This window comes from Pontibacter sp. SGAir0037, from assembly GCF_005491705.1.
Classification (GTDB): domain Bacteria; phylum Bacteroidota; class Bacteroidia; order Cytophagales; family Hymenobacteraceae; genus Pontibacter.
This window is the reverse complement of record NZ_CP028092.1, coordinates 1,972,152-1,995,529: the sequence shown is the minus strand read 5'-3', so window position 1 is coordinate 1,995,529 and position 23,378 is coordinate 1,972,152. Positions and strand designations below refer to the sequence as shown.

Annotated in this window: 23 protein-coding genes and 4 pseudogenes; 26 read left to right on the top strand and 1 reads right to left on the bottom strand. The window is 45.8% G+C overall.

Annotated elements, in window-relative coordinates; translation table 11 throughout:
• Window positions 1–146 precede the first annotated feature (146 nt).
• The 10 genes and pseudogenes from C1N53_RS08155 (at window position 147) to C1N53_RS08115 (ending at window position 9,651) form a co-directional block, all read left to right on the top strand.
• The gene (locus tag C1N53_RS08155; protein WP_137758830.1) at window positions 147–1,346 is read left to right on the top strand and encodes a TlpA disulfide reductase family protein; all 1,200 of its coding nucleotides are present in this window, start codon (window positions 147–149) and stop codon (window positions 1,344–1,346) included.
• A gap of 20 nt (window positions 1,347–1,366) precedes the next feature.
• The gene (locus tag C1N53_RS08150; protein ID WP_137758829.1) at window positions 1,367–3,553 is read left to right on the top strand and encodes a peptidase domain-containing ABC transporter; all 2,187 of its coding nucleotides are present in this window, start codon (window positions 1,367–1,369) and stop codon (window positions 3,551–3,553) included.
• Window positions 3,554–3,629: 76 nt separating this feature from the next.
• Window positions 3,630–4,922, top strand: coding sequence for an HlyD family efflux transporter periplasmic adaptor subunit (locus C1N53_RS08145; RefSeq protein WP_137758828.1), 1,293 nt, complete (start codon window positions 3,630–3,632; stop codon window positions 4,920–4,922).
• Window positions 4,923–5,064: 142 nt separating this feature from the next.
• A pseudogene (locus C1N53_RS08140) lies at window positions 5,065–5,142 on the top strand (IS3 family transposase); the annotation flags it as partial.
• Between the two features lie 203 nt (window positions 5,143–5,345).
• Window positions 5,346–5,699 (top strand): DUF1016 N-terminal domain-containing protein, encoded by a 354-nt coding sequence (locus C1N53_RS22985; protein WP_206077630.1) that lies wholly within the window; start codon window positions 5,346–5,348, stop codon window positions 5,697–5,699.
• Between the two features lie 61 nt (window positions 5,700–5,760).
• Window positions 5,761–7,092, top strand: a complete 1,332-nt coding sequence (gene eat / locus C1N53_RS08130) for an ethanolamine permease (RefSeq protein WP_137758827.1) — start codon at window positions 5,761–5,763, stop codon at window positions 7,090–7,092.
• A gap of 280 nt (window positions 7,093–7,372) precedes the next feature.
• A pseudogene (eutB, locus tag C1N53_RS22695) lies at window positions 7,373–7,537 on the top strand (ethanolamine ammonia-lyase subunit EutB); the annotation flags it as partial.
• A gap of 12 nt (window positions 7,538–7,549) precedes the next feature.
• Window positions 7,550–7,756 (top strand): annotated as a pseudogene (gene eutB / locus C1N53_RS22690) (ethanolamine ammonia-lyase subunit EutB); the annotation flags it as partial.
• Window positions 7,757–7,825: 69 nt separating this feature from the next.
• Complete coding sequence (gene eutC, locus C1N53_RS08120) at window positions 7,826–8,575, top strand: ethanolamine ammonia-lyase subunit EutC (protein WP_137758825.1); 750 nt, start codon at window positions 7,826–7,828, stop codon at window positions 8,573–8,575.
• Between the two features lie 266 nt (window positions 8,576–8,841).
• On the top strand, window positions 8,842–9,651 hold the full coding sequence (locus tag C1N53_RS08115) for a DUF5694 domain-containing protein (protein WP_137758824.1): 810 nt from the start codon (window positions 8,842–8,844) through the stop codon (window positions 9,649–9,651).
• A 247-nt stretch (window positions 9,652–9,898) separates the two neighbouring features.
• Here the strand turns inward: C1N53_RS08115 and C1N53_RS08110 are convergent, their stop codons facing one another.
• Window positions 9,899–10,462 carry a Crp/Fnr family transcriptional regulator gene (locus C1N53_RS08110; RefSeq protein ID WP_137758823.1) on the bottom strand — a complete coding sequence of 188 codons (564 nt, stop codon included), beginning with the start codon at window positions 10,460–10,462 and terminating at the stop codon, window positions 9,899–9,901.
• A 79-nt stretch (window positions 10,463–10,541) separates the two neighbouring features.
• Between C1N53_RS08110 and C1N53_RS08105 the strand changes: the two genes are divergently transcribed.
• From C1N53_RS08105 to C1N53_RS08025, 16 genes and pseudogenes are all read left to right on the top strand, one after another.
• Window positions 10,542–11,234, top strand: a complete 693-nt coding sequence (locus C1N53_RS08105; RefSeq protein WP_137758822.1) for an HAD family hydrolase — start codon at window positions 10,542–10,544, stop codon at window positions 11,232–11,234.
• A complete protein-coding gene (locus C1N53_RS08100) occupies window positions 11,234–11,860 on the top strand; it encodes a chloramphenicol acetyltransferase (protein ID WP_137758821.1) in 627 nt (208 codons plus the stop codon). The genes C1N53_RS08105 and C1N53_RS08100 overlap by 1 nt, the downstream gene beginning before the upstream one ends.
• Window positions 11,861–12,264: 404 nt before the next feature.
• Window positions 12,265–12,780: a hypothetical protein gene (locus C1N53_RS08090; RefSeq protein WP_137758820.1), complete on the top strand. Its 516-nt coding sequence runs from the start codon at window positions 12,265–12,267 to the stop codon at window positions 12,778–12,780.
• A gap of 280 nt (window positions 12,781–13,060) precedes the next feature.
• A complete protein-coding gene (locus tag C1N53_RS08085; protein ID WP_137758819.1) occupies window positions 13,061–13,906 on the top strand; it encodes an SDR family NAD(P)-dependent oxidoreductase in 846 nt (281 codons plus the stop codon).
• 67 nt (window positions 13,907–13,973) lie between these two features.
• Complete coding sequence (locus C1N53_RS08080; RefSeq protein ID WP_137758818.1) at window positions 13,974–14,894, top strand: AraC family transcriptional regulator; 921 nt, start codon at window positions 13,974–13,976, stop codon at window positions 14,892–14,894.
• A gap of 649 nt (window positions 14,895–15,543) precedes the next feature.
• Window positions 15,544–15,753, top strand: a complete 210-nt coding sequence (locus C1N53_RS22980; RefSeq protein ID WP_137758817.1) for a DUF4269 domain-containing protein — start codon at window positions 15,544–15,546, stop codon at window positions 15,751–15,753.
• Between the two features lie 53 nt (window positions 15,754–15,806).
• A pseudogene (locus tag C1N53_RS22875) lies at window positions 15,807–16,076 on the top strand (DUF4269 domain-containing protein); the annotation flags it as partial.
• A gap of 131 nt (window positions 16,077–16,207) precedes the next feature.
• A complete protein-coding gene (locus C1N53_RS08065) occupies window positions 16,208–16,840 on the top strand; it encodes a hypothetical protein (RefSeq protein ID WP_137758815.1) in 633 nt (210 codons plus the stop codon).
• 102 nt (window positions 16,841–16,942) lie between these two features.
• The gene (locus tag C1N53_RS08060; protein ID WP_137758814.1) at window positions 16,943–18,664 is read left to right on the top strand and encodes a hypothetical protein; all 1,722 of its coding nucleotides are present in this window, start codon (window positions 16,943–16,945) and stop codon (window positions 18,662–18,664) included.
• A gap of 171 nt (window positions 18,665–18,835) precedes the next feature.
• Complete coding sequence (locus C1N53_RS08055; protein WP_137758813.1) at window positions 18,836–19,414, top strand: Crp/Fnr family transcriptional regulator; 579 nt, start codon at window positions 18,836–18,838, stop codon at window positions 19,412–19,414.
• A 78-nt stretch (window positions 19,415–19,492) separates the two neighbouring features.
• The gene (locus C1N53_RS08050; protein ID WP_137758812.1) at window positions 19,493–20,458 is read left to right on the top strand and encodes an NAD-dependent epimerase/dehydratase family protein; all 966 of its coding nucleotides are present in this window, start codon (window positions 19,493–19,495) and stop codon (window positions 20,456–20,458) included.
• Window positions 20,459–20,529: 71 nt separating this feature from the next.
• Complete coding sequence (locus C1N53_RS08045) at window positions 20,530–20,886, top strand: VOC family protein (protein ID WP_137758811.1); 357 nt, start codon at window positions 20,530–20,532, stop codon at window positions 20,884–20,886.
• Between the two features lie 189 nt (window positions 20,887–21,075).
• The gene (locus C1N53_RS08040; protein ID WP_137758810.1) at window positions 21,076–21,513 is read left to right on the top strand and encodes a VOC family protein; all 438 of its coding nucleotides are present in this window, start codon (window positions 21,076–21,078) and stop codon (window positions 21,511–21,513) included.
• An 81-nt stretch (window positions 21,514–21,594) separates the two neighbouring features.
• Window positions 21,595–22,287, top strand: a complete 693-nt coding sequence (locus tag C1N53_RS08035; RefSeq protein WP_137758809.1) for a YafY family protein — start codon at window positions 21,595–21,597, stop codon at window positions 22,285–22,287.
• 76 nt (window positions 22,288–22,363) lie between these two features.
• Window positions 22,364–22,756: a RidA family protein gene (locus C1N53_RS08030; protein ID WP_137758808.1), complete on the top strand. Its 393-nt coding sequence runs from the start codon at window positions 22,364–22,366 to the stop codon at window positions 22,754–22,756.
• Window positions 22,757–23,338, top strand: coding sequence for a YdeI family protein (locus tag C1N53_RS08025; protein ID WP_137758807.1), 582 nt, complete (start codon window positions 22,757–22,759; stop codon window positions 23,336–23,338).
• Window positions 23,339–23,378: the final 40 nt, after the last annotated feature.

Here is a 23,378-nt window from a genome sequence, read left to right as displayed (position 1 = left end):
GCAACAAAAGCTGCAGCTGCTCGGAAGGAAGCTGCTCTTCGAGCGGCGGCACCGTGACCTGTAACTGTGCCTTGACCGAGGAGGTGTCTGTAGAGGCCTCCCTGAGCTGCTAGGGCGAAAGCCCGCCAATAACCCAGGCGCATCCAGTGGGGGTGTGGCTGGGTTACTTTCCTTTTAAATCAAAAACCAATGCTTCTATGACTGCAAAATACCTGCCTTCGCTCAGCTGCCTTGTGCTGGGTCTCCTGTTGTTCCCGCTTTGTGCAGTGGCACAAGCCCTGTACCCATATAAGATAACCGGGAAATTGGCTGCGGGGAGCGGGGAAACGGTGTACCTGGCGAAAGGCACTTACATCCCCAACGACAGCAAGCAACCTATTGATTCTGTCAAGCTCAGGAACAATGGCTTCAGGCTCTCGGGCAAGGTGGCAACCCCTGGCCCTTATTCCCTTTTTATCAAAGGACAGCCTAGCTTTAAAATTATTTACCTCGACGGGAGCCAGCTACGGGTGGACGGCGAGGCTCGTGCCATCCACGAGGCCCGCGTCAGCGGGTCCCGCGACATGGAGGTCCTGGGTGTGTTCAGCCAGGAGGTCGCGGCGATCAAAAAAAGCGAGGAAGCTGTCATCAACGAAATGAAGGAATACGGTAAGCGGCAGGAAATTCAGTTGTTGAAGGCCTCCAAGCTTAAACTGGACTCGATACAGGCGTACCTGCACGGAACAATCAACCGGCTGGTAGGCCAGTACCCTGCCTCCTATGCGGCCCTGTACTACCTGGACATCTACGGGGAAAAGGTAATGCCCACAGACCAAGTGATGGCGCTCCTGGACAACATGCCGCGGGTGTACAAGGCAGTGCCCTTGCACGGTGAGCTGAAGGCAAAACTCTGGGCCAGCCAGAACCTGAAGGAAGGAAGCCCCGTGATTCATTTCTCGCTGCCGGATTCTGCCGGGACTATGTTCCGTACGACTGCCAACAAGGGGTACTGGCTGCTGGACTTCTGGGCAAGTTGGTGCGGCCCCTGCCGGGCGGAGCATCCCAGGTTACGGGCGCTGTACGAGGAATTCGCGGACAATGGGTTTACCATTCTGTCGGTATCCATCGACACAAACCGGGAGGCCTGGCTAAAGGCAGTCCAGAAGGACAAACTGACTTGGCAGCAGGTCATTGCCATCGAGGGTAAAAGCAACCTGGCCATAGCCAGGTACGGCATACATGAAATCCCCATCAACTACCTGATCGGCCCGGACGGGACGATCATCGGGAAAAACCTCAAAGGGCAACAGCTCAGGGACAAGCTACTGGACCTGTACGGGGCACAGGTTAGCAAGGAAAGAAAGTAGTCACCCCTAACGGCATTAACTTGAAATACCCTTTTTATAAACAACCGGACCAGATGGACTGCGGCCCCACCTGCCTGCGGATGGTGGCCCGATACTTTGGCCGGAGCCGCAGCATCGGCCGGTTGCGGGAACTGATGGAGATTACCCGAGAGGGCGTGTCCCTGCTGGGCATAGCGGAGGCCGCCGAGAAGATCGGGCTGCGCGTAAGTGGGGCCCGGCTAAACCTGGAACAGCTCCGGGAAGCTAGGATGCCGCTCATCTTGCACTGGGATCAAAATCATTTCGTGGTGCTCTACAGGATAAAGCGCGGGAAATGCACCGTGGCCGACCCGGGCAAAGGGATCATCCACTATGCCTTCGATGAGTTCTGCGAGCACTTTTACAGCTATAAGAACAACGGCAGTTCGTACGGTGTCGGGTTGCTACTAGAGCCGGCGCCGGCCTTCTACGAGCAGGAAGACGAGGCGGCGGAAAACCTAGCCAGCTTCGGTACCTTTCTCAGCTACCTGGCCCCGTACAAAAAGCTTCTGGTGCAGTTGACGCTGGGCCTGTTGATCGGCATCGTCCTGCAGCTGCTCCTGCCTTTCCTAATGCAGTCGGTGGTGGACGTGGGCATCACTACCCAGAACCTGAGCTTCATTTACCTGGTGCTGATCGCCCAGTTCATGTTGCTGATCGGCCGTACGAGCGTGGATTTTATCCGGTCCTGGCTACTGCTCCACATCAGCACGCGTTTGAACGTTTCCATTCTGTCGGACTTCCTGACCAAGCTCATGCAGTTGCCCATCAGTTTTTTCGACACCAAGCTCACCGGGGATATCATGCAGCGCATGAGCGACCAGAAGCGGATCGAGGCTTTTCTGACGAACCAGTCGCTGACCGTTTTTTTCTCCCTGTTCAACCTAGTGATGTTCTCCTTTGTGCTGGCCTATTACGATGCCACCGTCTTTCTGGTGTTTTTTGGGGCGAGTGTGCTGTACACGCTATGGATCGTGGCCTTTCTGCGAAAGCGAAAAGAGCTCGACTATCGGCGCTTTACGGTGGCGGCGCAGAACCAGAGCGCCCTGATGCAGCTCATCAACGGCATGCAGGAGATCAAGCTGAACGGCTGTGAGCGGCAGAAGCGCTGGGACTGGGAGCGCATCCAGGCCGGGCTCTTCCGGCACAGTGTCAGGAGCCTGTCGCTGGGGCAGTACCAGCAGGCGGGCGCCTTTATCATCAACGAGAGCAAGAATATATTCATTATCTTCCTAGTGGCGAAGGCCGTTGTTTCTGGTGAGATGAGCTTGGGGGCCATGATGGCCGTGCAGTACATCCTGGGGCAACTCAACAGCCCGGTGGAGCAGCTGCTGAGCTTTATCCAAGCTTCGCAGGATGCCAGGATCAGCATGGAGCGTCTCAACGAGCTCCATGCCCTGGAAAACGAGGAACCGGTCCACCGGGCGTACCAGCCTGAGCTCCCCGAAGACAAGACCATCCAGTTGCAAGACGTGAGCTTCAAATACCCGGGTGCCGGGAACGAGGCCGTGCTGCGGAACATCAACCTGACCATCCCGGCTGGGAAAACCACGGCCATCGTCGGGATGAGCGGGAGTGGTAAAACGACCCTGCTGAAGCTGCTGCTGGGCTTCTACCGTCCCCAGAACGGGGAGATCAAGGTAGGTGCGACCTGGCTGGAGCATCTAAAACCAAGCAAATGGCGCAGGAGTTGCGGAACGGTGATGCAGGACGGGTTCATATTTTCGGACACCATTGCCAACAACATCGCGGTGGCCGATGAGCGGCCCGATCTACAGCGGCTCTGGCAGGCCATTAAGGTGGCTAACATACAGGATTTTGTGCTGGGGCTCCCTATGGGTATCCAGACTAAGATCGGTGCGGAGGGCAAGGGCATCAGCCAGGGACAAAAGCAACGCATCCTCATTGCCCGGGCGGTGTACAAGAACCCAACTTATATCTTTTTTGATGAGGCGACCAATGCCCTGGATGCCAATAACGAGCGGGTGATCATGGATCACCTGGACGCCTTTTTCCAGGGACGTACGGTGGTGGTGGTGGCGCACCGGCTGAGTACGGTGAAAAACGCTGACCAGATCGTGGTACTGCACAACGGCGAGATCACCGAGGTGGGGACACATGAGAGCTTGGTGGCCCGTGAGGGAGCCTACTTTGAGCTGGTCCGCAACCAGTTGGAACTGGGGTTTTAGGCGGATCCGGGAAGGGTGTTATGGTCCACCCGCCGCTGTCAGGACAATACAACAAGAACGTTATTAATTCAGACTTATGCCTTTACACCAACCTGCTACGCAGGAACACAGTGAAGAAGTACAGGAGATCATCGGGGCGGTACCCGGGTGGCTAGTACGCTGGGGCATCAGCCTCTTCTTTGGTATTTTGCTGCTGCTGCTGCTGCTTGCCGGCAGTATCAAGTCACCCGACAGCATTCCGGCGAACCTAAAAGTTGATGCAGATTACCGTCCACAGGAAGTATTGGCGCGCAAAGCAGGCAGGCTTGCAAGGCTGCTGGTGAAAGAAGAGCAAGCGGTCAGCAGCGGCCAGGTTTTGGGGTACCTGGAAAGCAACGCGGACCACCGGGAAGTGTTGCAGCTGAGCAGCCGGATCGACTCGCTGCAGAAGGAGGTGCTTGCCGGGAACGACCGCCTTGCCCAGCAGGCCAGGTTCAATGCCAGGAAGCACTATGGTGAACTGCAGCCTGCTTTGCAGGAGTTTTACCTCGCTTACCTGCAGTTCCTGATGTATACACCGGGCGGCATCTATGCAGGAAAGGAGCAGGCGCTCCGGAATGAAATACACTCCCTGAAGCAATTGGAACTGCAACTGGCCGAGCAGCAGCAGATTCACCAGGAAGCATATGCTATCGCCCAGGAGGAGTTTGCCCGGCATCAGGTACTGGCCGAGGCGAAAGTTATTTCCCTACAGGAGTTCCAACTACAGGAGAGTAAGTTTGTCAGCATCAAATTGCCGCTCAATAGCACCCGGTCCTCCCTGATCAACAACAGCATTGTCCAGGCGCAAAAGCAGTGGGAACTCCAGCAGGTAGCGCAGGAGGTGGTAGCGCAACGCGCTGTCTTTTTAGCGAAGCTGCAAAAGTTTAAAAGTGAGCTGGACGAGTGGAAGAAGGAGCATGTGCTGGTAGCAGAGCAGGACGGGAGGGTGGTATTTCACCAGGTACTGCGGCAAAACCAGTGGTTGCCGCTGAACAAGCCTGTCCTTTACATAACCAATGCACGACAGGATGCAGCACCTTTCGGTGAGCTGACGTTAAGTCAGCAGGCCTTTGGCAAGGTCAGGACGGGCCAGGACGTCCTCATCCGGCTCAAGGCCTACCCAACGCAGGAGTTCGGGCTGCTGCGGGGAAAGATCACCTATATTTCGGACGTGGTCTCCGGCGATACCGCCTATACGGCGACCGTGACGCTGCCAACGAAGACAACGTACGGCAAGGAAGTGAAGCTGCAGGTAGGCCTGGTGGCCCAGGCAGAAGTCGTGACCGAGGAGCGGAGCCTACTAGGAAGGATCTTCAACAGCGCTCGGGACTTGCTCACAAACAGGTAAGCGAGATGGGAGCGGCGCTCCGGATTGTCATCCGTACCCCAAACTTAGACAACCAACATTGTAGTTATTACCTTTGACTGGAGACCTTTGTTAAGCAGATTTAAGAAGACGATGAAGACAGAGATGGCCTTACCACCACCAATTTGCCACCTGGCAGGAGGCTCGGCAGGCCGTGTTTGAGTACATTGAGGGTTTCTATAACCGGAAAAGGAGCTGTTAAGCGCTTGGCTACCTGACTCCTTGCCGATATGAAAACCTCTTATACGTCCAAGCTGTCGCTGCGCTGCCTGAATAAAGTCTCCAGTAAAGCATCGTAATTTCACGGAGCGGGTGCTCATGTATTGGCATATTGGGAAGGAGATTTTCGAAGAAGAGCAGCATGGCGAAGACCGGGCAGCTTACGGAGCCTTCCTGATACAATAATTGGCCGAAGCGTTGCAGCCACAGTTTGGCAGTGGCTTTTCGAAGCGGCATCTGCACTGGTATGGACATTTTTACCGTACTATCTCAATTGTGTTCGCACTGTGTACACAATTCAGCTGGACACATTATAAAATTCTTGAAGGCATTGAAAATGAAGATAATCACGAATTTTATATAGCCGAAGCAGCTAAAAATAACTGGTCCGCCCGCCAATTGGAAAGGCAGGTAAACAGCCAGCTGTTTGAGAGGCTGCTGTTGAGCAACGATGTGGCACGGAGGCATAGGAGGAGGCGCTTTCGTGGAGCAGGAGGTTTTGCAGGTTGTGGAAGTAAGTGTCCTGCCGGGTACGTTTGACAACATGCTGAAGATGTTACGATTAATAAGTATATTGATAGCATGATCAATACCATGTTGTATGCAAAAGGCAGATACACCCGGCTTAAAAAAGGTTTTAAAACCAGTACACCTGTGGGCAATTGCGGTGGGGCTGGTTATTTCCGGTGAGTACTTTGGCTGGAATTACGGCTGGGCCGTTTCCGGCACTATAGGTTTCCTGGTGGCCACACTGCTTATCACGGTTTTGTACATCACCTTTATTTTTAGTTTTACAGAGCTTTCTGCTGCTATTCCGCATGCCGGAGGCCCTTTTGCCTATGCCTACAGAGCTTTGGGTCCTGTTGGAGGTTTTGTTTCAGGGTATGCCACCCTGATAGAGTTCCTTTTTGCACCGCCTGCCATTGCTTTCGCGCTAGGCAGTTATGTGCATTTTCTTTACCCGGCTGTTCCTGTACTGTACACAGCCCTTGCCTCTTATGTTCTGTTTATAGGCATTAACCTGCTCGGAATAAAAGAATCTGCTACTTTTTCGTTGGTGGTTACCTTGCTGGCCGTAGGCGAACTGCTGCTGTACATGGGGCTGGTGGCACCACATTTTGAGGCGGCTAATTTTCTGGCTGATCCTTTGCCCTTCGAATTGCCGGGTATTTTTGCTGCTTTGCCTTTTGCCATATGGTTTTACCTGGCCATAGAGGGCGTAGCGATGGTGGCCGAAGAAGTGAAAGACCCAAAACGGAACATCCCCAAAGGCTATATTTACGGGTTGGGCACGCTGGTGCTATTGGCAATGGGCGTTATGGTGTTAACAGGCGGTGTTGCCAACTGGCAAAGGCTGAGCAGCATAGATTATCCTTTGCCTGAAGCACTCGGAATCGTAATGGGCAGAGACAGTAACTGGACCCAGCTCTTCGCCAGTATTGGTTTGTTTGGTTTGATAGCTTCTTTTCATGGTTGTATTATAGGGTACTCGAGGCAGCTATTTGCCCTGGCACGAAGCGGCTATTTACCGGGTTTTTTAGCCGGTGTAAATGCTCGCTTTCGAACACCGCACCGGGCCCTGGTAGCAGGAGGTATGGTTGGTTGCCTGGCGCTGCTCACAGGAACCACCGATCAGGTGATTATTCTTTCGGTATTAGGGGCCGTGGTCATGTACATCATCAGTATGATCAGCCTGTTTTCGCTTCGCAAAAAAGAACCTTACCTGGAAAGGCCTTTTGCTGCTCCTTTTTATCCTTGGTTTCCTGCCATTGCTTTAGCCTTGTCTGCTGTTAGCCTGGGAGCTATTGTATATTATAACCCGCTGCTAAGCATCATTTTCTTTTCCGGCCTGTTCCTGATGCTGGGCGTGTACCTGCTGCTCGGAAAGCATCGCCGTAAAATTACAGGTGATGCACTGCTGGAGGTAAAGTAAGTGCCGTACCCGGATCGGATGACCAGGATACACGCATTACGATACAGAATATTTGATTTTGTTTTGATGGTATTGATTATCAGTCTATTATTGATAGCGACAGAACTTCCTGAAAATAGTTTTACAAAAAATACAAAAGAGAAAAAGTCTTATGTCTTATGTCTTGATACTTGTGTCCTGTTTCCAGGAGCGATACAATCCCAAATTCCGATAAGTCAGGACGCTGTATATATATGATGTGCCTCAAAAAGAATGTTTCATTGATTTTGGCTACTTACGCATGAACTATAGTTATACTGTTCGTCATCATACTTATCGGTTCCGGAGCTTAAAGGAACTGCTGGCAAAGGCCTCGCCGTTCCGCTCCGGAGACGCACTGGCCGGAGTGGCAGCTGCCAGTTATGAAGAACGCGTAGCTGCTCAGATAGTGCTGGCGGATGTACCTCTTAAGACCTTCTACATGATGGGAGTGCCGGGAGCTGACGACATCATGCTGAATTACCAGTCCACTTCTTTTCATGATGCCTTGTATGTGCGAAAGGTGTTGGGGCTTCGGCCGGCCCCGGAATTTGAGCAGTGGCTTATAGGGCAGGGGATAGTAGATGAACATGGTAAGCTCCAGCCAGCGCAGCGCAGGCACCAGCTCCTGAAGATAATGGGGTAAGCTGGAAGAAGCAGAAGCTTAATGAGATAGCTGTAATTCTTTTGTTGTGGTACAAGTATTCTTTAACTGATGCTCCGGAAAACAGAAACAGATCCCTGGGATAGTTTAAATGCCTTTACGGCTGCACGCATTGCGCTGGGCAGAACAGGTACGAGTGTCCCGTTGCGGGCATCGTTGGCTTTTAAAATGGCCCATGCCCATGCCCGTGATGCCGTTTACTCTAGCCTGGATATAGGGAAGCTTTTGCCCGACCTGCAGCGCCTGCATATACCGGTGCAGCTGCTGCACAGCCAGGCCACCGACCGGCAGGAGTACCTGCAGCGGCCCGACCTGGGGCGAAGGTTGGACAGGCCATCGTATGAGCTGCTGCAAGGGGCAGGAACCGCCGGGACAGATGTAGCCCTTGTGCTGGCGGATGGTTTGTCGGCAACGGCCGTGAATGCGCATGCTATACCTTTGCTGCAACTGTTGTTGCCGGAAATGCAAAAGGCTGATTTTTCCTTGGCACCTGTTACGGTGGTGGAGCAGGCACGGGTAGCCATTGCCGACGAAATCGGGGCATTACTTCATGCAAAGCTTTCTATCATCCTGATCGGTGAGCGCCCAGGCTTAAGCTCTCCTGACAGCTTAGGAGCTTATTTTACCTTTGACCCCAAACCGGGATTAACAGACGAGGCCCGCAATTGCGTTTCCAATATTCGGCCGGAGGGATTGCCTTATGCTGCTGCTGCCTCCAAAATCTTTTACCTGGCACAAGAGGCGCTTCGCAGGAAGCTTACGGGGGTAGCGCTTAAAGATGAGAAGGATTTGCTGCTTTAGTTTGGAGGTTCAGCCGGAAAGCCCACAGGTTGTGAGTAACCTAGTGCTGCGCCAAGCAAAAATTTAACTACCTTCATTTACGAGAGTAACATCTTTATTCCCAGATGGCGCCCGGAAAGGAAGAGCAGCCGATGAAAAAGGCAGAGATTAGTATGGTGCTGGAATTGATGAGTTCTGAAAAATCAGTTATTTTTAACGTGCCGAAGGATAAATTCGGGCGCCCACTCACTGGCCCAGTAACAACACGTTACCTATAGACAAAAGAAATGAAATTTTTTCTTACAGTTACCATCCTTTTATTGTATTCATACGCTGCCTTAGCGCAGGCAGGAGGAAAGGCGAAAGTTAAAATTGCTTTATTGGGAACTATGCACTTTACCCCCTCCACACAGGATGCCTACAGCAACGAAGAGCTAAAGCTGACGGCACAAAAGAAAAAGGAGCTCGAGCACGTGATCGTGAGGCTGGCAGCCTTTAAGCCGGACCAGATCTGCATTGAGGTACCAGTGGAAAAGCAGGAAAACACTGACAAGCAGTACCGGCAATACCTGGCCGGCAAGTATAAGCTGGAACTAAATGAAATAGATTTGCTAGGTTTCCAAACAGCCAAAAGACTACAGTTGCCAAAGCTTACCTGTGTTAATTACCTGGGAAAGTTTGACACGCAGCCAAGTCAGGCAGCGGCCCTGCAGCACGGGCAGCAGGCTGTGCTGGAAAGCACGGACACCTATGCCAAAGCTTTTGTGCAGGAAATGAACGAGAAGGAAAAGAGCCTATCCATGGCAGATAACCTGATTTACCTGAATAACCAAAGCACGCTGAACAAAAACCTGGCAATGTATACCAATTACTTTATCCGCATCGGGAAGGGCAGCCAGTACGAAGGAACAGAACTCGTGGCGGAGTGGTACAAAACGAACCTCCACATCTATACCAACATCCTGCGGCAGGTGAAGCCGACTGATAAAGCTATCCTGGTTATATACGGGCAGGGGCACATTCCCATTCTCAAGCATCTTTTCGAATCGAACCCGGATTTTGAGGTAGTGGAGGTGAGTACTCTTTTAGGCAAATGAGATAGCCGCCATCGGCCAGATTATTAAAAGAATAATGACCTTCCAAAGCCACCTGCGCCAATATGCATATAGCGGCGCTATACCGTGACGCCGCTACTATAACAGTATTCCACTGCAGCTGATACATGCTGCTGCATCTCTGGCTCTTCCTTCTCTGTGTAGCCTCCGCCTCTCTCGACATCTACCAGTGTTTGTTTACGAAAGGGAGCAGGGGCGGTTTACCTTGCAGGTGCTGCAGGGCCCGAGCCTACACCACATTTTTTAAAGCCCTGTTCAGGCTTCTCAGCGTAATACCTAAGTAAGCGGCCATATCTTCTTTCGGAATATGGATGTTTAGTTTGGATTGCAGTTGCAGCAGTTTCTTAAGCCCATGCTCCACCGTGTAGAGCTGTTGAAAGGATGCTCTGCTACTCGTATTAATAATTCGCTCTGCCAACTCATCCAGCAGGAGTTTATTCAGTTCAAGATTCGTTTCTAAGAGGGATTTGAAAAAAGGTAAAGAGATGGCATATGCCTCAACCTCTGTTACAGCTTCTACATGGCATAAGCATGGGATCTGCTTCAGAAACTCAATTTCCCCTACAATTTCACCTTCGCCTAAAAATTCGAGGATATAATCCTTGCCGTTTTCCTCGCTGAAAAAGCATTTCGTGATACCTGATTTTACAATGAATACTTTGGAGGCACTTCCCCCTTGTTGCAAAAGCAGGCTACCAGCCGGAAAAGTCTTTAGCGAAATACTTTCCTCCTGCTCCTGCTTTGCGTAGAGCTGCCCGGTAAATGACAGGAAAGAAACATTCGTACGAAGCATATTTTCTTGTTTGGACAAATGTCCTTTCAGCTCATAAAAGCTTACCTGAACTTTGTGACTGAAAAGTACAGAAGCAAGAATGAAAAACAAAATTAAAACGATTGCCTTCGACGCAGACGATACACTTTGGGTAAATGAACCTTATTTCCAGGAGACAGAGCGCCGGTTCTGTGCCTTGCTGGAAGACTTCCTGCCACATCATTCAGTCTCCCAGGAATTGTTTAAAACCGAAATGAAAAACCTGCACCTGTACGGGTATGGCATTAAAGGTTTCATGCTTTGCATGATAGAAACTGCTTACAGCGTTTCTGGTGGTATGGCTAGTTTCAGGCTGATAGATGAAGTAATTCAGTTGGGGCAGGAGTTGCTGCTAAAGCCTATCGAGTTGCTGGAAGGAGTAAAAGAGGTGCTGGATGCGCTTTATGAGGAGTATCGGTTGGTACTGGCGACAAAAGGTGATTTGCTGGACCAGGAGAGAAAGCTGAAGCTGTCGGGCCTGGAAAGCTACTTTCACCATATAGAAGTTATGAGCGACAAAAAAGTTGCCGATTACCGGAAGCTGTTAAAGCACCTGGACTGCGTGCCTGAAAACTTTTTGATGATTGGCAATTCCATAAAGTCGGATGTGCTTCCGGTTCTGGAGTTGCAGGGCCATGCGGCCCATGTGCCTTACCACACCACCTGGGCGCACGAGCAACACCCACATGCGTTGCAGCATCCGAACCTGCTAGAACTTAATACTATAAGCGACATAATACCATACTTAACCTGATGAAAAAAGAAGTAAACATATCGGAGTGGAACAGAAAAGAACATTATCATTTCTTCTCCCGGTTCGAAGAGCCGTTCTTCGGGATAACAGTTCAGATCGACTGCACAAAGGCTTATGCACAAGCAAAGAAAAACAAGCAGTCCTTTTTCCTGTACTACCTGTACCGCGCGCTGCAGGCAGCAAATGCAGTGGAGGCATTTCGGTATAGAATTATCAACGGGAAAGTGTATGTCTTTGAGCAAGTGAATGCTTCTTCTACCATCAGCAGACCAAACCATACATTCGGCTTTGCTTACATGGACTATGAGGAAGATGAAAGCAGCTTTTATGAGCAGGCAAGGCAGGTTATTCAGGACGTGCAGCAATCTGAAGGATTGATACCTGCTGTTTCGGGCGAGAATGTGATTCATTTTTCCGCCATTCCCTGGATAGACTTTTCATCCATCTCCCATGCAAGGAGTTTCACCTTTCCGGATAGTTGCCCGAAAATATCTTTCGGAAAAGTAACTGAGAAAAACGGTGTCAAGACAATGCCTGTTTCCGTACATGTGCACCACGGTTTAGCGGATGGTTACCATGTAAGTCTCTTTGTAGCGGAGTTTCAGAAACTGATGAACGACAACTAATGGGTGAATTACAAGAGATTTACATAGGTAAGAGCTTTACTTCCAATACAGTGCAGCAGCCTTACCACACGACACCCATTTCTATCTGAACACGCTTCGGAACTCCTTTGCCACCTATTTGCTCAATCAGGGTATCGAGCTGCGCTACATCCAGTCGCTGCCAGGGTACAGAAGCAGCAAGACAGCGAAGTTTATACTTACCTCTCCAGCCACTGATGGGAAAGTTTCACCAGTCCTCTTGCTAATTTATAGGTATTTGCTATATTTAACTTGTAGTGTAAAAGAAGGAAGCCACAACACAAATGGCATCTAATGATCGCAAAAAGCAGGTTCAGAATACTCCAACTAAAGGGCTGATAACCGGAATAACTCCTTGTACACTGTAGTTGAGTAGTATTTCAAGCATGAAAGAAGTAGACTTTAAAGAGAACTTAAACTGTATCAAGGAAATCTCAAAAGGTAGATATAGGATTATTCTTGACTTTGCTACTACAGGAATTCTCAAGTACTTGATTCGGGATAACTATAAATACGTTTGGGTACATAACCATACTACAAGCAATGGATTTCATTGGCAGAAATATAGCCTGCCAATTATGGAAGAAATGCAAAATTTAAATGTACTTGCCAAAGGACTGAAGTTTGACTTCATCCTGACAACCGAAGAATTTAAACCTTTGATGTCTGATTGGAAACGAGGAATTGAAATGATACAGTTAAACCAGTTGCCACCTGATTACTTGGACTTGGATAAAATTAAAGGAAACAGAAGGTATGAATTGTTGGAAAGTGAGTGTGATTATCTTTTTGAAGCTGTAATTCCATCGGCTACTGATTACGGAATGTTGGTAAGTCCAGACAGGACATATCTTCAGTCGTTACTTGATAATCCTGAAATAGACTGGGAGAAGCTTCCATAGAAGAAAGAAAAACACTATATACCCCAGCACATAAATAAGTTAGGTATAGAGTATCTGGAAAATGGAAAACATCTACACCTAACAAGAATATAAATCTCAACCACTGCCGACGGACTCGCCCGTCGTTTAGCAGAGCAGTTAGCTGTAATGTTATAATCAGCCCTGCTGACAATGGAATATTTCATCCTTTCTCATTTTGACTACAAACACACTCAATTAGGCTACAACTAACAAGTAGTAACCGTTGAACTTTGTGGAACAAAAATCAAGATGAAAAAATATGGAAAATGAAAAGTCAACCGGTAAGATTTGGTTTATAACCGGAGCTTCCCGTGGGTTTGGAAGAATTTGGGCAGATGCTGCCCTCATGCGTGGAGATAAGGTGGCGGCTACTGCCAGAAAACTATCAAGCTTGGCAGATCTAAAAGAAAAACACGGGGCAAATGTGTTAACGCTTGAACTGGATGTCACCAACAGTGAACAGGTAAGAACAGCCGTTGCACAAGCCCACGCGCATTTCGGCAGGCTTGACATCGTGCTGAACAATGCTGGCTACTCCTTGGTGGGCACCATTGAAGAAGCGAGTGCTGATGACGTGAAGGCGATGTATGATACGAATATTTTTGGCGCACTGGCGGTCATTCAGGCGGTTTTGCCATTGCTACGTCAGCAGGGTGGCGGGCATATAGTGGGGGTATCCAGTAACCTTGGTCATGTTACGTTACCCGTGATCGGTTATTACTGTTCCTCTAAATGGGCATTTGAAGCCATTCATGAAAGTCTTGCGTTGGAGGTGAAAGCTTTTGGTATTAAAGTAAGCATCATTGAGCCGGGTGCTTATGCCACCGATTTTGGCAGCCAGGAGTCTTTAAAATTTGCAGCCGGTCTTGACGTATACACTGACTTTAAACAAGATTTTCTTAATACGCTGAAAGACACAGAAAGAGGCGATCCCGAAGCAACCCCGGAAGCGCTCTTCCAGGTGGTTGATGCTGAAAATCCGCCGCTGCGGCTCTTCCTCGGCAGTCATAATTTGGCGTGGGTGAAAAAGGCCTATGAAGAGCGTTTAGCCACCTGGGAAGCATGGCAAGCTGTTTCCAGCGCTGCCCAAAGCCTTGTGAAGTAACATTTTACTTAGCCAATATACCCGGTTGTCCATCATACAACCGGTATATTGGTGCTACATTTTCAATATGAAAAAGGGAGAAAACATACCGCACATTTTTGCTTCGCTCTCGGAAGCGGCCAGAGCCTTTGGCTTGCGCGAGCCGCAGCACCCACTCATCTGGATGTTGGGTGCTGAAAGTACCCGGGTTATTGAGACCAACTTCCCGCAACCGCATGTACTTAGTTTTTATAAAATATCATACAAGCCGCGGCTTAGCGGCCGGGTAAAGTATGGCCAGCATTATTATGATTTTGATGAAGGCGGCTTGTTGTTTGCCGCCCCCAACCAGGTGATAGGCCATAATGAAGAGCATGGGGGCGTATGTTCTACCTATACGCTGCTGATACACCCGGATTTTTTATTGACTTATCCTTTAGCAAAAAAGATAAAACAGTATGGCTTCTTTTCATATTCGGCTAATGAGGCCCTGCATTTATCCGATAAGGAAAAAGCAACCATTATTACCATTTTTACTATCCTTGAAGAAGAGCTGAACAGCAGGATCGATGATTTTAGCCATGATGTAATTATCTCACAAATCGAGTTGTTGTTGAATTACGCCAACCGGTTTTACAAGCGGCAATTTATTACCCGCAAAACTTTAAGTAACGACCTGCTACAAAAACTGGAAGAAATATTAGAAGATTATTTCAACAGCGAACGTTCCCTTAATCAGGGTATACCAACGGTACAATTTATATCGGAGCAGCTGAATATGTCCCCTAGCTATTTGAGCGATATGCTACGTTCGTTAACTGGCCAAAATGCGCAGCAGCACATACACCACAAGTTAATAGAAAAAGCAAAAGAAAAACTATCTACTACCAGTCTCTCTGTAAGTGAAGTTGCTTACGAGCTGGGCTTTGAACACCCGCAGTCTTTTAGTAAGTTATTTAAAATCAAAACCAGTCAATCACCTTTAGAATTCAGGCAGTCGTTTAATTGACATTTTTGCCAGGTTAAACCTCCTTGTCGGATCTCAGGCAAATAACGTTTAGTTCTTCAGTAGCTTGTGAGATCTCCTAGGGTTTCCAGTTCATTTCTTCTGCCTACTATGGCCGCTGCAGACTCCTTGGCCCATAGAAACCGAATCTATTCCAAGACCTCCCCAGGTAAAACGCATCCCGTATACCTGGCTCTTCACACTCACGTGTTCAGTCCTATTCCTACCAACCCTGCTGCATCTACACCGAGCCTTTTGTTGGCCTGGGCTTTGCAAATATGTACTTGCTTACCAACGATTTCATGACTCTTATGCAGCCCTGCGGCCCTCTCTTTACACTTTCATGCTCAAGAGCATTCGTCAGTTCAGGTGTTTGCAGTCCCGCTTCCTTCACTGCGCGCCTCTCAGCCAGCCAGTTTGAGGCTTGCTAATGGGCTTCACCATAGGCCGATAAGCGATTTGCACCCTCTGGACAATTTAATTATATTTATTTCGGAAATAATTGTGCCGAACTGGACGCACACCATGTATAAACGTCACGCTACGGCCGACGGCCTAGCGCGTTATTTATAAGAGAGTTAGTGGTTGGTCAGGCCAAATCGATAACTAAACCATTACACATTTTATAAGAACGACAGAATATATAATTGGAATGAACTGTGAAAATATTGAATATTTGAAGAATGGCAACAGCCGACAAAAACAAGCCTATTGCATATTGTCGGAAAAGGGAATTTTATCAAAACTCAAAATATTTGACCCTATTCTTGTTGAGACAATTCCAATTGATATAGATATTGAAAACAGCGACCTGGATATTATTTGTTGTTTTGCAGACAAACAGTGCTTTATAAAACAATAACTGACCATTTCGGTGGCGAATAGAACTTTTTACTCAGAGAAAAACGAAATTCAAGTACGTTGGCTAATTTTGCTGTGGAGGGCTTTGAAATTGAAATATTTGGACAAAATATTCATACAAAACAACAATTTGCCTATATACATATGATAGTTGAATACATCTTGATTGATGAATATGGTAAAAAGTTCAGACAACAAATTATTGAACTCAAACGACAAGGACATAAGACAGAACCAGCATTTGGGTTAGCGCTTAACTTGACAGGTGATCCATACATGGAATTACTAAGATTTGAAACGAATGATAAAAGCTCGGACAGCTAGCAGCATCTGGCAACAAGCTATTTTATATTTAAACTACTATTAGTACATTGGGTAATCCAATTCCGTTTATTCAAAGCTCGTTAGGTGGCTAATCGGAATAACTCCTGCTATACTATAGTTACCTATAATAAATGAAGTTAAGAATCAGTTTCTTTTTCCTGCTCATCGTTTCTCTTCCACTCTTTGGACAGAACAAGGAAGTGTCGTTCTGGAAGAAGTACATTGACGATGATGTAACAGAACTGAAACTGCAGAATCTTGAAAATGCTGACTATCATACAGCTATTAGATTATGGAACCCATACCAAGTAGTTGAATTAATCAGTATTAATGATTCCATTTACCACGGTCAATTGGTGAACTTTGTAACTAAAGTAAACCGCAAAGAAGAAAGAAAAGGAATTGTAAGCCAGAGGTTAACTATACCAGCAACTGTAACAAAGACTCTGATAGAGCAGCTTCTTAAAGAGGGTGTTGAAGAACTCCCAGACAGTTATGATGTAGAGGGATATGTAAATGGATTGGACGGAACAACATATGTATTTGAAGTAAGCTCCCATGATAAATATAGAGTATACTCATACTGGGAACCAGAAAACGACCACTACCAGAACCCAGAGTTAAAAGAAGTGAAAAGTGTGAGAAACATTATCTCTGCAATAAATAAGCAGTTTGATTCATGGAAACTCTTTACAGCGTTCAGAGATAACTTACCTGCTGGGAGGTACCAATACGGAGGTATAATAATGGTCGTATCAAAATAACTTTAGGTAACCACACCCATAAGCCAGCTACGCCGCCTTATGGCCAAGTCCGTTACCTGCCATTTTGGGCGACTTGTCAATTAACGAAGAAACTGTTTAAGAATGAAACAGATAATTTGTTACTCAATCCTGTTCTGTATTCTGATTTCATGCAAGCAGAACGAGACGCAACAAACGGAATCTGCAGGCAGCAATGGAAAGGGGATTGTTCATTGCAGACCTCAAACAACCGACAAAGACTGGTATTCTGCTGGAACAAAAGCACCAAAACTTGAAGGGCTGGAAGGTATCAATTTTTCTATCACCACAAAAAGCAAGGAAGCACAAGATTATTTCAATCAAGGTCTCATGCTGTCATATGGCTTTAATCACGCGGAGGCGGCTCGTTCATTTTATGAAGCGATGAGAATTGATTCCACCTGCGCCATGTGCCACTGGGGTTATGCTTATGTGCTGGGACCAAACTACAACGGTGGAATGGAAAAAGACAATTTTGAAAGAGCATACAATGCGACACAAAAAGCTATGGGGCTTTCTGACAACAGCACAAAGCTTGAAAAAGACCTTATACAGGCATTGAGCTATCGTTATGAAAAAACGCCCCCAGAAGATAGAAGTGATTTGGACATTGCTTATTCACAAGCAATGAAAAAAGTATTTCACAAATATCCCGCTAACCCTGATGTAGGTGCGCTGTATGCCGAATCACTGATGGATTTACACCCATGGGATTTGTACGAAAAAAACAAAGAACCAAAATCGTGGACTCCTGAAATAGTTGCCACACTGGAACATTTGATTGAATCAAACCCCAAACATCCTGGTGTTCATCATTTTTACATACATGCCGTTGAGGCATCTGCCCATCCGCAAAAAGGGTTAGAAAGCGCCAAGGTTCTCCAAACGCTTGTTCCCGGAGCAGGTCATTTGGTTCATATGCCATCTCATATCTACATCCGGACAGGCGACTATCATTTAGGTTCTCTTGCCAATATGGAGGCGGCAAAAGCAGATAGCACTTACATCACATCATGCCATGCACAAGGGGTGTATCCGTTGGCATATTACCCACATAATTATCATTTTTTAGCAGCTACGGCAACACTGGAAGGCAACTCCCAACTTGCATGGACAGCAGCTAAAAAAGTTCAGGTAAATACTGCCAAAGATATTATGCGTCAACCTGAATGGGGAACGCTCCAACACTACTACACAATCCCGTATTACGTAGCTGTAAAATTCGGAATGTGGGAGACTATACTTGAACAACCTATGCCAGAGGTGGATTTGATTTATCCAAAAGCCGTGCTTCATTATGCGCGTGGAATGGCTTTTCTCGGCAAGAACCATCTATCTGAGGCAGAAAAAGAGTTAGATAAACTTAACGGCATTGCCAAAGACACTTCGCTGAAATCACTCACTATTTGGGAAATCAACACTGCATATGATTTGATACAAATAGCAAGCAATTTGTTATCTGCCGAAATTGCCACGCATAAAAAACAATACAAACAGGCAATTTCAATGATGAATGAAGGAGTAGCCATTGAAGACCAGCTAAATTATAACGAGCCGCCCGACTGGTTCTTTTCCATAAGACATCATCTGGGAGCAGTTTACATAAAAGCTGGCATGTATTCAGAAGCAGAAAAGGTCTACAGGGATGATTTACAAACTTGGCGAAAAAATGGTTGGGCTTTAATCGGATTGCATAGGGCATTGGAAGCACAGAAAAAAACTATAGATGCAGCTGGAGTAAAAGAAGAGTTTGACCGGGCGTGGCAATATGCCGACAAAATGATTACTTCTTCATCGCCTCTTTGACAAATAAAACGGCAGGTAACAGCACCTACCCAAAAGCGGCGGTTCAGTGGTTAAATCGAGTTTAGTGTCCCGCTGGATTCAGTGCTTGGTTGACAGTCAAGTGCTTCAGAATCGCCACCTTCGGATAGCTGCAAAACGTTGTAGGCAATTTTGAAAAACACATACTTAACAATGACAGAACAGTTTTTTACATATACTGACAAGTTTACAAACTTCTCTCAGGCTGACAAAGACCTGTTAAATGTGGCATTGACTTTTAAAGCGGTTGTTGCAAAAACAGAGTTAGTTTCCTACGACAAGCGGACCGATGAACTGTTTTTTCTGCTCAAAGGCTGTATCAGAAAGTATTACATTAAAGACGGTGAGCAAATCACCATTTACATAATGACTGAAAATAACTTCATAGGAGCATTTGACAGTTTTGTTACTGGTACAAAAAGTAAAGAAACCATTGAATGCCTTGAACCGTGCGAAATGTTGATTTTAAAGCGGGCAGACTTAGATAGACTTTACAAAGAAGTTCCTTTGATGAATGAATTCGTGAGAAAGATTTTAGAGCAAACACTCATCCAGTTTCAACAGGCATTAACTTCATTTATTTTAGATAACCCAGAAGAACGATATACCAAACTACTTGCCCAAAACCCAGAAATTCTGCAACGTGTTCCCCAACATATGCTTGCTACTTATTTGGGTATTACAGCCACTTCACTTAGTCGCATCCGAAAACGAATTCTCGAGAAGGCTTAGCGTTTCTTGTCTTTTGTAAACGATTTTCACCTGCCTTCCTTACCAACTTTACGGTGTAAATTTTAAACATCGTAAGGTATGAAACAAGTATTTGTAACAGGGGGTTCGGGTTTTGTGGGACAAAACCTTATCCCGATGCTCGTAGAGCAAGGCTATCAAGTAAAAGCCTTAGCACGTTCGGCACAAGCCATTCAAAAAGTAGAGAGTTTGGGAGCAATAGCCGTTAAAGGAGATTTGACTGATGCCAGCGCATTGGCAACAGACGTTAAAGATTGCGCAACAGTTTTCCATTTAGCCGCTTCGGTTGATTTCTTTGCTTCTGAAAATGAACTCAAAAAATTGCATGTAGATGCTACTGAACTGCTCTTAACGACTGCACAAAAAGCTAATGTTAAGAAGTTTATCTATCTTGGAGCAGCTTCGGTAATTATGAACGGTAAACCAATAGCAAACGCAGACGAAACATTTGTTTCTGACAACCTGGTTGACGGTTATTCAAGAACTAAACTGCAAGCGGAGAAAATGGTTCTGAGTTCAAATGATAAGTATTTTCAAACGGTTTCCCTTAGACCACCTTTAATTTGGGGCAAAGGTGACCCAAATACTTTACCAGCCATTATTGACGCAGTAAAGAAAGGACGAATGCAGTTTATAAATGGTGGTAAACATCGTTTAGTAACCTGCCACGTTACAAACGTTTGCCACGCTTTAATTTTGGCAGACCAATCAGAACAAAGCGGAAAAGCCTATTTCTTGACAGACGGAGAGACACCTATTTTTAAAGACTTCATCAAAAAGTATGTTGCCACGCAAGGCGTAACTGTTCCTGACAAACACGTTTCATTAGGAATGGCAAAAATGGTGGCAAGCATCATGGAATTTGTTTGGAAAACTTTTAAGTTAAAAGGTCACCCACCGCTCTATAAAGGACTTGTAAATACATTAGGTTTAGAGTTCATTACCATTGACACAAAAGCAAGACAAGAACTTGGCTATAAGCCATTCGTAAGTATTGAGCAGGGACTGAACCAAATGAGAAAATAAAGAAAAACTGCCTACAACATCGGTTTGGCGTAATGTTGGAAAAGAGTAAGTTCAAAACAACTATATGAAATATGTTAACAGGTATATGCCCAAAATTACCAATGCGCCACAAAGGAATTACAAGAGAATTCTATATAAACAAGTTGGGATTTAAGGAATTTGGAAGTGTTGACTACGACGGCTATTTAATGGTGGAAAAGAACAATATACAAATTCACTTTTTTGAGTTTAAGGACCTTGACCCAAAAGATAACTATGGACAAGTTTACATCAGAACAAACGACATTGATAATATATATCAGTCAATGTTAGATAATAAGGTAAGTATTCATCCAAACGGTACATTACAGACAAAGCCCTGGGGACAAAAAGAATTTGCATTGCTTGATCCTGATAATAATTTACTCACTTTTGGACAGACCATATAGAGTCTTTACGAACAATAAACATACGAAAAGCTAACAACAGCTAAACGTTGGGTACTATAAAATTTATAATGAAGACAAATCTAATTCATATAACCCTTGGCGCAATCAGCCTCTTTTTTTGACGCGATTACACCTTATGTATTTAGTAGTTAAGCAGTAGGTTTGAATCTTAAAATTAAATTAATCACTATGGCACTTATCAATCCTCACATTAACTTCAATGGAAATGCCGAAGAAGCATTCCTCTTTTACAAATCAGTATTTGGCGGAGAATTCGCAAAAATTATGCGTTTCAAAGACTTAGCAAGTGCTGAATTTCCTGTGACTGAAAACGAAGCAGACAAAATAATGCACATTGCTTTGCCAATCGGTAAAAACATATTAATGGCAAATGATGTCCCGGAATTCTTAGGGAAGGTAAATGAGAGGGAGCACAGAAGTAAAATTGCAATAAGTGCAGAAAGTAAAGAAGAAGCTGACAAATTATTTAATGGACTTTCAGCAGGCGGAAAAATTGAAATGCCTATTGCCGACAGCCCTTGGGGTTCATACTTTGGAATGTTTAGAGATAAATTTGGAATTGAATGGATGGTAGATTTTGACCCAAATTATAAAGGGCAAATTTAACTGAAGAAACATAAAGTATGCCAAACAAGGGTTAGTCCTGATACCACAAAGACCTGCAACCACCAGTAGGCAGAGAGAAATATGCACGATAATGATACCAAACGACTTTCACGGCTGACTGCAATTCTAACCCAACTGCAAACAAAACGGCTTTTGACGGCAACAAACCTTGCTGAGAAATTCAACGTGAGTGTGAGGACAATCTATCGGGACATGAAAGCTTTGGAGCAGGCAGGAGTTCCCATTATAACAGAAGAGGGAAAAGGATATACCTTAATGGAAGGCTACAAAATTCCGCCGGTAATGTTTTCTGAAGCTCAGGCAAATGCACTCATACTTGCGGAACAATTGGTCCTTAAAAACAAAGAAACTTCGTTTATCAAAGACTACACAGAGGCTATTGATAAAATTAAAGCAGTGTTAAGACAGTCAGACAAAGACAAAGCCAATTTACTGGCTGACCGTACCCGTTTTGAGCAAAACTTAAACAGACAAAGAAGCAGCAATAATATTTCGCAATTACAATTTGCGTTGACCAACTTCTTCTTGACAAGAATTGATTACATAAACGAACAGAATAAAACATCCTGCCGGACTATTGAACCATTCGCAATCATCAGCACAACAGAAAATTGGCTCCTCATTGCCTGGTGCCGATTACGTACAGAGTTTAGGTTTTTTCGATTAGATAGGATTACTAATTTGGAAATTCTTTCGGAAAAGTTTGAACAACATAAAATGACCTTGCAGGAATATTTCGATAAATATCATTAGTGCATTCTGACCCCTGACATAAGGCTGTCACAGCCGTGCTCCATCTTTGCAATGTTAATTTTAAAACAATAATAAAATGGAAAAACAAACATTTGACCCTTGGGTCTGGGGGAAAAACACCAATTCGGTGCAAGCAGTTGAAGTAAAAAACGTAACTGGCACACTTTACTGTTCAGGGCAGGTAGCATTGGACGCTAACGGAATCCCGAGTAATGACAATATGCGCTCGCAACTCATTCAGACGATCCAAAACCTGGAACACCTGATAAGCGAATCCGGCTACGAATGTAAAAATATTATAAGGCTAAATGTGTACACCACATCCACACAAGAATCTTTTACCACCTGTATGGATGTGTATGTGCCTTTCATTCAAAAGCACGGAATCCAACAGGCTACAACCTTACTTGAAGTAAAAGGACTTTTTGCCATGTTAACGGTAGAGTTGGAAGCCACCGTTGTAAAATAAATGCAGAAAAAAGAAGTGGAAATATTTTATCCGGCAAGCCCAGCAGACTGGCGAAAATGGTTAGAGAGCAATCATCTATCCAGCCAGGCTGTATGGCTTGTTTTCTATCATAAAAGTTCAGGAAAAAAATCTATCACCTGGAGCGAAGCGGTAGATGTTGCACTCTGCTTTGGTTGGATTGACAGTAAGAAAATAAAGATAGATAAAGAGACATCCCATCAGTTCTTTAGCCGGCGAAAACCCAAGAGCACCTGGTCAAGAATCAACAAAGTCAAAGTTCAACAACTCATCAAAAATGGATTTATGACAGAGGCAGGTTACAAAAGTATTGAAATAGCCAAACAAAACGGTTCCTGGTCCATTTTAGACGAAGTAGAAGAATTACTAATTCCGAAAGACCTTGATGAAGAATTCAATGCCAAACCCAATGCGAAAGATTTTTTCCTAAGCCTGAGTAAATCAGCCAGAAAATCAATTTTGCAGTGGCTTAAACTTGCCAAACGACCCGAAACCAGGCAAAAACGAGTGATAGAAATTGCAGAACTAGCCGCTCAAAAACTAAAGCCGAAACATTTACAATAAGAAAGCACCTATACCTAAAAGTATATAGCAAGCACTGAGA